The following is an 11,639-nucleotide window of genomic DNA, read 5'->3' on the forward strand; positions in this document are numbered from 1 at the left end:
CATGCGCGGCAGGTCACGGTTCATGCCGCCGAAGTCGGCCGTGGATCGACCCCGGGTGACGACCCGGCGTTCGCCCAGCCTGGCGCCTGCGCCGGGGCGGTCGGGGGACGAGTCCGCCGAAGCTGCGGTTCATCAGCACCGTTGTTGCAGGTCGGGGCGTGGGTGGCGGGCGTTCGGAGTGTTGGCGTGACGCGGTTTCGGCGAGTGTCAAAGACAGACACGCTGGCGTCAGGGTGACCCGGAATCAGGAAGTCGCCCAGACAGACCAACGAATCATCAACTCACGTGTTTTTGAGTCAAGTTGGAGATTAGTAATATTATCCTGCAATAGCATTTGGCGTACTTCTTATCCCCCAATAGGAGATACGCCCCCTTTCACCAATGCACCCGATATGACAGCTATGTGGACCGTCAGTACGTTCAATCACGGGTCGACTGCTCAGTCGGCCTCTCTGAGACAGGAGAAGCGACATGGTTACCCGTTCCACCGTTGTTACCGCCGCGGTAGCGGCAGCGGCGGCCCTGGCCGCCACCGGCATCACCTACGCGTCGGCCGCCACTTCCGAGCCGGCCCAGGCCGCCCCCGTCGTCCAGCAGGCCGCCGCCCCCGTTTCGGCTCTCACCGGCGGCGACGCCGGCAAGGGCAACGAGGGCAAGGGCAACGAAGGCAGGGGCGAGGAGGGCAGGGGCGAGGAGGGCCGCGGCTTCGAGCGCCGTGGCCACGAGGAGGAGCGCTTCGAGGGCCGGATCCACATCAACGAGCGCACCTACTCCGACGAGCGCGGTGGCTGCATCACCGTGGTCAGCGGCCTCGGCTCCAAGAGCCTCAACATCCGCAACGACAGCCGCCGGACCGTCGAGGTCTTCCGCGGGGCCACCTGCGACAACGGTGCCCCCATCGCCACCGTCGGACCTCACAGCTCCAGCGACGGCGTCTTCCCGGGCCGCGTCCGGGGCGGCGTCCACGTCCGCGACGGTGTCGTGGGCAGCTTCCGGGTGATCGACCACCGCAAGTGGTAACCGAGTCACTCGCCTGACACGGAACCCCGGCCCGCCGGAATCGGGCCGGGGTTCCCGCTCGGACTCCTCTGTTCGACCCCCCACACCTGACCAGCACCCGAAAGTCCATTCGCCCACCGCTCCGGACCGGACGGCAAGGCGTTGCCCGCCGGACCGTACACGGCCGGCGACCACGGGCCACCGGCGATCGGCTTTCGCCTTTCGGCAGGCCCTCTCGGCAGGGCCCGGCCATCGGGGCGGCACGACATGGCACCGGCGCGGCAGACGCCGTCCACGTCCCGGCCGCCCCGGAATCCGGTCACCTCACGACCGGCCGCCCTGCGGGCCCTCTTGAGCCGGAGCGCGAACTCACACCTCGGCACACCCTGTTGCCGTCCGGCGGCCCACGCCCCGGAAGTCCCATCCCGCAAGCAGGCACCGCCCCATCCCTGCCTGCGGGGAGGCCGCCGCCGATGCGCCCGCCCATGAAACGGCGGGGTGGCCCAACCGGGCGAACAGGGCGGCCGAGGGAAGGCGTGGATGCTGCACCTTCAAGCAGGGCGGCCGAGGGAAGGCGTGGATGCTGCACCTTCAAGCCCGACCCGCTCCCCGCTCGTCGCCGCCTCGCCACGGGCGACCCGGTCGGTGCCGGAGCCGGCCGGCCTCCCGGAGTCGGCCGCTCTGTGACCGAGGCGGACGGACCCCGCTCGACCGAGGAACCGGTCACCCCGGAAGTGCGCCGTGGTCCGTCGGCTCCGGGAAGATCGACCACCGTACGGCCGCCGGGCCTTCCAACGCCACGTCGGTGACCGGAGTCGTCGCCGGTCGCTGTGATTCGGTCGCTGTGCGGCAGTGGCCCGGTCCACGGGAGAAATGCCATGCGTGCGGCCCGTCCCTGCTGTCAGGCTGTGTCGGTGAACCGTGAACAGATTTCCAGACTTGCCCATGCCGACCACCCCATCAAGTCCCCACTCGATGACGACTCCGTGAGGCAACTGCTGGCACACGGCGTCCCGCACGGCGACGCACGCGTACTCGACCTGGGCTGCGGCAGCGGGGAATGGCTGCTGCGCGCCATGACCACGCACCCGAACCTGACCGCCGAGGGCGTCGACGTCTCCGAGGACGCCCTTCGACAGGCCCACGATTCCGCCGTCCGCCTCGGCGTCCAGGCCCGCCTCACGCTGCATCACCAGGAGGCGGCCGACTTCCGTTCTGCGCACTCGTACGACCTGGTGACCAGCGTAGGGGCCACCCATGCGTTCGGCGGCCTGCTGCCCACCCTCGCGGCCGCTCGCAAACACCTGGCTCCGGGGGGACGCGTCCTGATCGGTGACGGTTTTTGGGAGCATGAGCCCACACCGGAAGCCGTCGAAATGCTCGGGGACTTCACCGACCTCGCGACCACCGTGGACCGCGTCGCCGCCGACGGGTGGACTCCCGTCCACGGGCATGTCAGCACGCGCCGTGAGCTGGACGACTACGAGTGGGCCTGCTGGGGGTCGCTGGCCTCCTGGGCCCTGGACCATCCGGCCGACCCGGACAGCGCGCAGGTACTGGAGACCGCCTCGGCCCGCCGCACCGAATGGTTGCGCGTCTACCGGAACACATGGGGCTTCGTCAGCCTGGTCCTGCGCCGGACCTCCGACTGACCCTGGACCGGTACGACGGGTCGGCCGCGCTCGAAAGGGACTCGGGCGCGGCCGAACAGGCCACGGCCGGCACGGTCGACCAGCAGTCCCCGAGCGAGGGGTGGTCACCGCGACGCGCGCACCGCACCCACTGGGAGGCGACGGCACGAAGCGGTGTGAGGCGGCTCGGGGAATGGTCCCGTCGATCGGCGCCCACCGCGGGGCGCTGTCGGACGGTCGGCGGACCCGGACCCGCCCCACCCCCCTCCGCGTCAGCCGGTCGGGGCGAAGCACTCCGCGACACGGCCCGGGGAGCTGCCTCCCCGGCGGCAGGCGTCCAATCGAGCCGGGGGCGCGGTACCGGCACCCGTTCCGGGCACCGGTACCCTCTCGTCGGTCAGCCGATGTTCACGTCGACGCAGGCATAGAAGGCATTGGCGGTGTCGGCGATGTTCCAGACAGCGAGGACCTTCTGCTTGCCCGTCAGGCCGCCGAAGTTCACCTGGTGAGTGACGGTGGCACCGGGCTGTGCGCCGTTGTCGTTGAACTCGGCGACCTTCCGGCCGCCGGCGAAGTACTGCCACGTGCTCGTGGCGTGCCGGGCGGTCAGGATCCACTGGAAGGACGTGGTCCCGCTCACCGGGGTGACCTTCCATCCCTTGGAGTCGTTGTCGAGTTCGGCGAACCGGATGTTGCCTCCGCTGCAGCTGGTGAGCCCCTTAAGGCCTTCCACGCTCTGCGGCTCGTACTTGATGTCACCGCAGCTCACGGTCCCGGCGGCACACTGGGCCTGGCGGCTCGGAGGTGACGAGATGTATCCGTGGGCATCGGCGGAACCGGCCGGAAGGCTCAAAGCCAGTACAGGTGCGAGCAAGGCACCGATGGCTGCGGCTGTCTTCCTTTTCGCGTGCATGCTTCTCCTTCACATGAGGCGTCGCTGCGCATGATCGGGCTGTGGGGGCCCAACCGGTGGCAGGCCGGCCTCTCCAGTGTGGGGGCCAAGAGGCGCGAAGGGCTCGGCAAGATCCACCACCGCGTACGCCGTGAAGCAGCAGGTGCACGGAAGGCGGCCTTGCGCTTGGACTAGACCATAACCACCGATGCGTACGCGTCAAGGGCGTCGGCCTGGCGGGCGTCGACAGCAACAGCGACTTTCGGACAGCGCACATCGGGCCCACACCCTAGGGTCGGGACCGACACCGAGATCAGGAATCACAGGAGAGACCATGACGGTACGTCCCCCGGTCCCGCCGTTCACGCGTGAGTCGGCTGTCGAGAAGGTCCGGCTGGCGGAGGACGGCTGGAACTCCCGGACGCCGGAGAAGGTGGCACTCGCCTACACCGAGGACTCCCGGTGGAGAAACCGCGCGGAGTGGGTCACCGGACGCGAGGAAATCGTCGCGTTCCTCGCCCGGAAGTGGGCCAAGGAGCTCGACTACCGGCTCATCAAGGAACTCTGGGCGTTCGAGGACAACCGGATCGCGGTGCGGTTCGCGTACGAATGGCATGACGACTCGGGCAACTGGTACCGCTCGTACGGCAATGAGAACTGGGAGTTCGACGCGAGCGGGCTCATGAGCGTACGGCACGCCTCCATCAACGACGTACCGATCCGGGAAGCCGACCGGAAGTACCACTGGCCGCTGGGCCGCCGGCCGGACGGTCATCCCGGACTGGGTGACCTCGGCCTCTGATCGGCCGGAAGGGACGGTCGGCCCGGGAGATCGGTCCGGCCCGTCCGACGGGCCGTCGAGCCGTCGGCGCCCGCACCTTCTCGCCCCTCGCACGCAACGGCTGCCGGAGCCCCGCATGGACCGCACGTGCACGGCTACGGCTTTCGCCGCCCTCGCGGCGGACACCGCCCCGCTCGCCCCGCTCCCCCGGTGACCCGGTGACCCGTCGACCGGACGCCCGGAGCGTCCGGCGTCCGGACGGATCCCGCACCGGGCCCGGGGCGTTCGCCCGGATCCGGCCGGGCCCGGGTGCCGCCCTCGCCGATCCGTGCCGACCCAGACGGAACGCCCTGGCTCAGTGGCGCATCACGCTCCCGTCACACCGTCGGTGCGCTCGCGCAGAAGATCGGCGTGGCCGATGTGGCGCGCGTACTCCCCGATCATGTGGACGTGGACCAGGCGGAGCGAGTACACCTCGTCGGCGTGGGTGAAGGTGTCGTCCAACGAGGCGTCGGCGACGATCGCGTCCGCCAGCCGGCATTCCTCGACGAGGCGCGCGTAGTCCTCGGCGGCGCGGGCCGGGTCCAGGTCCTCGAAGTCCGCGTCCTTGCCCTTCTCCGGGTCGTACATCGGATCGAGCGCCTGGCCGGCGAACCGCTGCCGGAACCAGACGCGTTCGACCTTCGCCATGTGGCGGATCAGGCCGAGGAGCGTGAGGTTGGACGGAGGTACCGCCTGTTCGGCCAGCTGTTCCCCGGTCAGGCCGGCGCATTTGTGCAAGAGGCTGCTGCGGAACCACGCAAGGTAGCCCGTGAGCATCTCCCGCTCACCCGCCACGAGTGAACCGGGCGTGCGCTCTACATCAGGTGCTGTCCATGTCATCCCATGATCTTGCCCGGCGCGCGTCGGATCGGGCCAGGCATTTACACATGTCGGCGACGGGCTCCGCCGACCGGGGGCGTAACGGGTGTGGCGATTCCGGCGGCCGCTTCGGTGAGCGGGCACGCACGCCGGTCCGCGCGGAGGTACATCCCCCCTGCGGACCGGCGTGCGCCGGCTCAGTCGCTCCCGACCGTCGTGCCGCTCCCGCCCGGCCCGTCTTCGTCGACAGACACGAGGAGGTTTCGGCGCAATGCCGCCACCAGTTCCTCGTCGACCCCCAGGAGTTCGGCGGCGTAGCCGTGGACGGAGTCGTGGGTCGCGGCGAGATCGGCCAGGAAAAGCCGCATGACGTCGGCGGGAGCCCTGCCGAACCCGGGCCAGTCCGGCTCCTGGCCGGCGTGGTCCGCCCGCCAGTCGGCCAGGAGCCGTTCGGTGGCGAGCTCGGTGAGGGTGAAGTCGGTGACGATGTCGTCCTCGGACACGCCGAGCAGGGACAGAACGAGCGCGGCGAGCAGCCCGGTGCGGTCCTTGCCCGACGCGCAGTGGAAGACGGCGGGCGCGCTGTCCTCTGTGGCGATCACGTCCAATGCGCGTCGGAGCTCGGCGACTCCGTCATGAGCCACCTCCGTGTACCGATCGGCGAGGAAGCGTCCGGTCTCCACCCCCGGCCCCAGGGCCGCCTGGTCGTAGGGCCGGTGCTCGATGCTGAGGTGGTGGTATCGCAGTCCCGGTGCGTCGGGTACGCGCCCCTCGGCGGCGATCTCCCAGTCGTAGCGCAGATCGATGACCGTGCGGACGCCGAGGCCGAGGAAGCGGTCCCAGTCCTCGTCGCGGAGCTTGCCCAGCGAGTCGGAACGGTAGAGCCGCCCCCAGCGGACCTGACGGCCGCCCTCCGCCCGATACCCGCCCATGTCACGGAAGTTGTGCAGTCGCTCGAAAGCTATGTGTCTGTTCACCTTGCAGAACCTACGCCGACGACGACCTGCGCGTCGGTGTGGTGCGGATGCCCCCGCACGGATCCGCAGGGGTGACGATGCCCGGTCGTGCCTGACTCGCCGCGCCGGGCAGGCGGTGTGCACCTGCTTCGGCGGAGCTGAGTCGAGAATGCAGACGTGTCTACTCCTGTTCTCCCCGCCACTGGGCGCGACCCGTGGAGCGAATGGGCTCTGCTGCTTCTGTCGGCCGCTTCCGGGGCCGCGGATGCGTTCGTCTTCATCTGTGTCGGCCAGGTCTTCGCCGGGGTGATGACCGGGAACCTGGTGCTGCTGGGCGCTTCTGCCGCCGGTGTCGGGGAGCACGGGGTGGCCCTGCGGGTGATCACCGCGCTCGTCGCCTACGGCATCGGCGTCATGTGCGGTGCGTGGATGAGCGAGCGGTGGCGGTGGCCTCTGCCGTGCATGCTGCTGATCGAGGTGGCACTGCTCACCGCGGGAGCCGTGCTGTGGTGGCTGGGCCTGATCACCTCCGTGGGGGACCTGCTGGGGCTGCTGGTGCTCATCTCCGTGGCCATGGGCATTCAGGGCCGTATCCGGGCTACGCCCACCAACTACTTCACCGGCACGCTCACGTCCTTCGTCAGCCGTCTGGCGCTGCGATCGTGGGACCGGGGGGACCGCTGGGTGGCCGGCCGGCTGACCGCGGTCGTGGCGGGTGCGGCCGTGACCGCCCTGGCGGTACGGCTCTGGCCGGGCGGCGCGGCCACGGTGGCCGTGCTGCCGGCGGCGGGTGCGTTACTCATCGAGGCGGTGCCCAGGAAGCTGCCGCGAGGCTGACCGCGGTCCGGGCGGGTGCATCACTGCGTGGTCACGGGGCCACGTTCCGCGACGCAGTTCCGTACGAGGGCTGCGGTCTCCACCTGGCAGCGCTGTCGATTCCGAGTACGTGGTTCAGGACCAGCCCATCGGCGTGGGGCCCTGCGTGATCCGACCACCGTCCATGGGACAAAAGAATGCCCCGGCCGGATCGGGGGAATCCAGCCGGGGCGGTTCGGGTGTGGGCGCGATACGCGGCATCCACATATAGGTGAACAATAAACCATCGCGTCGCGTTCCCAGGACCTCGCGCCCAGCACTGTGATGCAGAGCACGGAATCACCGCTTCAGGGTGGTACGGATCAGCTTGCCGCGGGCGTCCGGCCGCCATAGCGACGGGTGAACCGTTCGATGCGGCCGGCCGTGTCCAGCACCCGCTCGGTCCCGGTGTAGAACGGGTGACTCGCCGACGAGGTCTCCACGTCGACAACGTGATAGCTCAGGCCGTCCTCCCACGTCACCCGCGCATCCGAGCTCACGGGCACGGTCGAGCGGACCAGAAAGGCCGCCCCCGCGGCGCGGTCACGGAAGACCACCGGACGGGAGACGGGGTGGATACGGGACTTCATGCGCGTTCCTTTCCTGGTGTCGCGAGAGGGCCGGACGAGCCGGCGGTCAGCGTTCCTCACGGAAGAGGACGTGACGCCCCACGGCGGGATCGAACTTGCGCAGGACCAGTCGGTCAGGGTTGTTCCGGCGGCTCTTGCGCGTCACGTAGCTCTGCCCCGTTCCGGCCGTCGACCGGAGTGTCACCACGGGGCGGGCCTCACTGCGGGCCATGTACGCCTCCAGACTCTTCCTCGACCCCGATTCCCCCGATGAGAATGGGTGTCGTTTTCGTTCTGGTGTCGTAACGCGAGAGGGGCACGCCGCATTCCCTTCCCGTCAGTGCCGACCGAAGACCACACCTCGCCCGTACCTCATGGAGGGATGGACCATGCGACCGTCGGGCAGCTCGCACGGATCGGCGCCGGAACAACCCGCGGAGCGTTCGAGGGCGACCCCGGCCGGTACCCGCACCCGAGCCCACCGCGCCCGCGCCGCGGCCCACCGACACATCCGGGCCGGATGTCGCGACCACCACTGCCGAGGGGCTCCTTCGCATATGCCCTCGCCTCGGCCGGACGCGCCGTTCGGGGACCGCGTGCGCGGGCGCGCGACCATCCGCGCACGCCGGGCGACTTGCATCAACGCTCTGCGAAAGTACGGCTGTTCGAAGAATCGAGGCCCCGCACCGCCTGTGGCATATGCCAGAAGCAACACCGTATCGAGTGTTGCCAAATCCCTTACGAGCCCCCGCGGCCTGTGCGACAGTCGTCTACGGTCCACCTTTCATACCTGGTCGCGCCGCGCCTGTATCGGAGTACGAGATGCCGTCCCATCTGTCCGCGGACCGCCCCGCCCCCCGGCCGCCCGAACGACATGCCGTCGACGCGTTGATCAGCCGGACCCATCGGCTGCGTGGCGACGTGGATGCCGTGCGGCGGGACACGGTCCTGATCGACGAGGAAGACGCTCAGATGCGCTGGCAGCGTGCGCTCTGCGATCTGGCGGTCCATCACCTCGACGATCTCGGCACGCATCTGGGGCAGCTCAGAGAGGGCCTTCCGCCGGAACAGCCCGCGGACACTGCGACACTCGACACCTCGGACGAGACCCTCGACCGGTCGGAGCGCGGCTCCCTCATCGGCAGGGTGGGAAGCGCCGAGTGGAATCTGCTGACCGACGAGGTCACCTGGTCCGAGGAACTGTTCCAGATCTTCGGCAGATCCCCGAAGACGGGGCCGCTCTCGCTGGACGAGCTCCCCTCCCTGCTCCTCCCCGAGGACCAGCCCCTGCTCACCGCCATGGTGACGGACTGCCTGGTCGACGGAAGGCCGATAGACGGTGAATTCCGCGTCCTGCGGACCGACGGTCGGATGCGCACGCTCCACATGATGGGTGAGCCCGTCCTCGACGCGGACGGCTGCACAGCCTCCATGTGGACGGTCCTGCGCGATGTCAGCGATCTGCGGCGCAGCCAGCACGCAGTACGCACGAACCACGACACGCTACGACGTCGACAGCACAGGGCACAGACCGAGCACCGGATGGCGGTCGAACTGCAGGAAACCGTGCTGCCGCCGTGGCGGGACTCGCTGCGGCTCCCTTCGCAGGGGGTGGGCGCGCTGGATGTCGCGGCCCACTACCTCCCTTCTCGGTCCAGCTCGCTGATCGGCGGAGACTGGTACGACGCGATGGAACTGCCGGACGGCCGGACCGTCCTCACGGTCGGTGATCTGACCGGCCACGGCATCCGGGCCACCTCGGCCATGGCGATGCTGCTGGGTGCGCTGCGTGGGATGGCTGTGGCCGGCATCGAGCCGGGGGCCCTGATGGGACATCTCAATCAGTTACTGGAATCCTCCGTCCAGCCCGCTCTCGGCAGCGCGGTGTGCTGCCGTTTCGAACCGTCCACCGGCGTCCTGACCTGGGCGCAGGCGGGGCACCCCGCACCGTTGCTGTTCCGCGACGGCAAGGGGCGCCCACTGCTGCCACCGGACGGGGTCCTGCTCGGCGCGACCTCCGGTGTCGCGTACGAGCAGGACGAAGTGCACCTGCTGCCCGGTGACGTGCTGGTCCTGCACACCGACGGACTGAACCGCCACAGCGACCGGGATGCGGGCCCGGACGCCTTGCTCGCACTCGCCCCCCGCTTCGCACAGGCCCGTACGGCACGGGAGTGCGTACGGTCGGTCGTCACGGAGTTCGGTGGCACCGAGCGCCTGGACGACGCGTGTGTGCTGATCGCCCGCATCGGCGCATAGGGAACAGCCGCACCTGCGCGAGGACAACGGGCACACGGAACACCCGACACGACACGGTCCGCGGGAGACGAGCCGCGGGTGCCGCACTCGACGATGCGACGGCCGGACTGTGATCGATCGATCAGTCGGTGGTCGGACGTGATCAGTGCCCCCTCATCGCGGGGCCCGCAGGTTCAGATCTCCGACGAGCGCCTGGGCTGCTTGATGATGGAGCTCTGCGGCAGGGCGAGCTTGATCTCCTCGCGCAGGTCCTCGATCTTGGCGTAGCCCGCGAACTGGCCCGTCAGCCGGTACATCTCGCGCAGCCGGTCCCAGGTGCGGTGCGAGGAGGTCTCCCCCATCGTCACCAGGGCGAGCCGCGCATAGCGGTCGGCCTGCTCGGGATCGTCTGCGATGAAGCATGCCGAGGCGAGTGAGATGTAGTCGAAGATCTTGGAGCGCTGGCGTCCGTTGGCCCGGAGCTCCAGAGCCTGCTTGGCATGGCGCTGGGCCACGATCGCCGCCGACGGGTCGTGTTCGGCGAGCGTACGGAACGCCAGGGCCTGCATGCCGTGCAGATCCGCCTCGTCGAACAGCTGCATCCAACTGGGCGGCGGCACATCGCTCTTGTCCGATACGAAGAGCTCCTCGGCCTTGCCCAGTGTGCGGCGCATCGCCTGGCCGCGGCCCATGGAAGCCTGCGCCCAGGCCTCGATGGTGTGCAGCATCGCCTGAGTGCGTGGCAGAACCATGTCACCGGAACCGGACTTGGCGAGCTTCATCAGGTCCAGGGCGTCGTCGGGGCGGCCCAGGTGGACCATCTGCCGGGCCGCCCTGGAGAGTGCCTCACCCGCTCGCGGACGGTCGCCGCCCTCGCGCGCCGCGTGTGCGGCGATGACGAAGTACTTCTGGGCGGTGGGTTCGAGGCCGATGTCGTGGGACATCCATCCCGCGAGCACCGCGAGGTTGGCGGCGACGCCCCAGAGACGGCGCTGAAGATGGTCGGGGTGACGGTAGGCGAGCATGCCGCCCACCTCATTGAGCTGGCCCACCACGGCCTTGCGCTGGAGTCCGCCGCCCCGGGACGCGTCCCAGGCGCGGAACACCTCGACAGACCGTTCGAGCGCCTCGATCTCCTCCGACCCGATGGGCGCGGCCTCGTACCGGTCGAAGCCGGCGGTATCCGCGTACAACGGGTCGTTGGTCCGTGGGGCATCGGCCGCCAGCACAGGGTCGGTGTGCAGCCACTCGTGCATGGGGCCGGTGATGGTCGATCCTGCGGCGAGCGCGGCGCCCGCGCTCACCAAGCCGCGTCGGTTGAGCATGAGGTCCATTCCCGTGAATTCGGTGAGGACCGCTGCCGTCCGCTCGGGCGCCCACGGCAGTCCGTCGGGATTGTGCTGCGTCCCGACCTCTCGCCGTTTCCCCACACGCCCGCGTCGGCCGAACCCGAGGTCCTCGATGGTCACGACACGACCGAGCCGCTCGGTGAACAGGGCAGCCAGCACCTTGGGCACAGGATCGCGGGGGGACTCCCCCATGTCGATCCAACGCCTCACCCGCGAGGTGTCGGTGGCCAGTTGCGGGTGGCCCATGGCCGCCGCCTGCCGGTTCACCATTCTCGCGAGTTCGCCCTTGGACCAGCCGGCAAGGCCGAACAGATCGGACAGGCGGGTGTTGGGTTCTCCGGTCACGTCAAGCCCCCAGGTTCTCGGCTGTGTCGACAGTAACCCCTGTCAGATGCGTTGCGAATATTCGCCAGGGTTCGCCAGGGTCCGCCAGATGGTCTGCCACCCGCGCGCCGGTGTCAGGTAGGAAAGCGCCACCCCGCCCGGCAGCCCTAGGTACTCCCCAGGG

The 11,639-nt window shown here is 69.5% G+C and carries 11 protein-coding genes; 5 read left to right on the plus strand and 6 right to left on the minus strand.

Translation table 11 applies throughout. From position 1 onward, the window contains the following. The first annotated feature begins 471 nt into the window (after positions 1-471). Together ACIOHC_RS32185 and ACIOHC_RS32190 are read left to right on the plus strand one after the other, a co-directional pair. Positions 472-1,020, plus strand: coding sequence for a hypothetical protein (locus ACIOHC_RS32185; RefSeq protein WP_401845046.1), 549 nt, complete (start codon positions 472-474; stop codon positions 1,018-1,020). Between the two features lie 893 nt (positions 1,021-1,913). Beyond that, on the plus strand, positions 1,914-2,651 hold the full coding sequence (locus tag ACIOHC_RS32190; protein ID WP_351087258.1) for a class I SAM-dependent methyltransferase: 738 nt from the start codon (positions 1,914-1,916) through the stop codon (positions 2,649-2,651). Between the two features lie 376 nt (positions 2,652-3,027). On the opposite strand, the gene ACIOHC_RS32195 is transcribed toward ACIOHC_RS32190, so the two are convergent. Continuing rightward, complete coding sequence (locus tag ACIOHC_RS32195; protein ID WP_401845049.1) at positions 3,028-3,543, minus strand: lytic polysaccharide monooxygenase auxiliary activity family 9 protein; 516 nt, start codon at positions 3,541-3,543, stop codon at positions 3,028-3,030. Positions 3,544-3,856: 313 nt separating this feature from the next. Here ACIOHC_RS32195 and ACIOHC_RS32200 point away from each other — a divergent pair, with 313 nt between their 5' ends. Then, entirely contained in the window at positions 3,857-4,324 is a 468-nt protein-coding gene (locus ACIOHC_RS32200; RefSeq protein WP_351087262.1) for a nuclear transport factor 2 family protein, read from the plus strand. A 345-nt stretch (positions 4,325-4,669) separates the two neighbouring features. Here the strand turns inward: ACIOHC_RS32200 and ACIOHC_RS32205 are convergent, their stop codons facing one another. Together ACIOHC_RS32205 and ACIOHC_RS32210 are read right to left on the minus strand one after the other, a co-directional pair. Further along, positions 4,670-5,185 (minus strand): DinB family protein, encoded by a 516-nt coding sequence (locus ACIOHC_RS32205; RefSeq protein ID WP_351087263.1) that lies wholly within the window; start codon positions 5,183-5,185, stop codon positions 4,670-4,672. A 176-nt stretch (positions 5,186-5,361) separates the two neighbouring features. After that, positions 5,362-6,141, minus strand: a complete 780-nt coding sequence (locus ACIOHC_RS32210) for a tyrosine-protein phosphatase (protein WP_365692646.1) — start codon at positions 6,139-6,141, stop codon at positions 5,362-5,364. Positions 6,142-6,354: 213 nt separating this feature from the next. On the opposite strand from ACIOHC_RS32210, the gene ACIOHC_RS32215 reads away from it, so the two are divergent. Then, positions 6,355-6,957 carry a YoaK family protein gene (locus tag ACIOHC_RS32215; RefSeq protein ID WP_401845087.1) on the plus strand — a complete coding sequence of 201 codons (603 nt, stop codon included), beginning with the start codon at positions 6,355-6,357 and terminating at the stop codon, positions 6,955-6,957. Positions 6,958-7,298: 341 nt separating this feature from the next. Here ACIOHC_RS32215 and ACIOHC_RS32220 read toward each other — a convergent pair whose 3' ends face one another. Both ACIOHC_RS32220 and rpmG read right to left on the minus strand, forming a co-directional pair. Continuing rightward, complete coding sequence (locus tag ACIOHC_RS32220) at positions 7,299-7,565, minus strand: type B 50S ribosomal protein L31 (RefSeq protein ID WP_351084497.1); 267 nt, start codon at positions 7,563-7,565, stop codon at positions 7,299-7,301. Between the two features lie 46 nt (positions 7,566-7,611). Further along, entirely contained in the window at positions 7,612-7,776 is a 165-nt protein-coding gene (rpmG, locus tag ACIOHC_RS32225; protein WP_326763837.1) for a 50S ribosomal protein L33, read from the minus strand. A gap of 590 nt (positions 7,777-8,366) precedes the next feature. On the opposite strand from rpmG, the gene ACIOHC_RS32230 reads away from it, so the two are divergent. Continuing rightward, positions 8,367-9,803: a PP2C family protein-serine/threonine phosphatase gene (locus tag ACIOHC_RS32230; protein WP_401845053.1), complete on the plus strand. Its 1,437-nt coding sequence runs from the start codon at positions 8,367-8,369 to the stop codon at positions 9,801-9,803. Between the two features lie 173 nt (positions 9,804-9,976). Here the strand turns inward: ACIOHC_RS32230 and ACIOHC_RS32235 are convergent, their stop codons facing one another. Continuing rightward, positions 9,977-11,476 carry a hypothetical protein gene (locus tag ACIOHC_RS32235; protein WP_351084500.1) on the minus strand — a complete coding sequence of 500 codons (1,500 nt, stop codon included), beginning with the start codon at positions 11,474-11,476 and terminating at the stop codon, positions 9,977-9,979. Positions 11,477-11,639: the final 163 nt, after the last annotated feature.

It is taken from the genome of Streptomyces sp. NPDC088252 (assembly GCF_044740965.1).
GTDB lineage: Bacteria > Actinomycetota > Actinomycetes > Streptomycetales > Streptomycetaceae > Streptomyces.

What these genes read in the sequence shown, in the direction of transcription:
- ACIOHC_RS32185 (WP_401845046.1), top strand. Translation starts at nt 472, where the DNA reads ATGGTTACCCGTTCCACCGTTGTTACCGCCGCGGTAGCGGCAGCGGCG.
- ACIOHC_RS32195 (WP_401845049.1), bottom strand. Translation starts at nt 3,543, where the DNA reads ATGCACGCGAAAAGGAAGACAGCCGCAGCCATCGGTGCCTTGCTCGCA.
- ACIOHC_RS32200 (WP_351087262.1), top strand. Translation starts at nt 3,857, where the DNA reads ATGACGGTACGTCCCCCGGTCCCGCCGTTCACGCGTGAGTCGGCTGTC.
- ACIOHC_RS32205 (WP_351087263.1), bottom strand. Translation starts at nt 5,185, where the DNA reads ATGACATGGACAGCACCTGATGTAGAGCGCACGCCCGGTTCACTCGTG.
- ACIOHC_RS32220 (WP_351084497.1), bottom strand. Translation starts at nt 7,565, where the DNA reads ATGAAGTCCCGTATCCACCCCGTCTCCCGTCCGGTGGTCTTCCGTGAC.
- rpmG (WP_326763837.1), bottom strand. Translation starts at nt 7,776, where the DNA reads ATGGCCCGCAGTGAGGCCCGCCCCGTGGTGACACTCCGGTCGACGGCC.
- ACIOHC_RS32230 (WP_401845053.1), top strand. Translation starts at nt 8,367, where the DNA reads ATGCCGTCCCATCTGTCCGCGGACCGCCCCGCCCCCCGGCCGCCCGAA.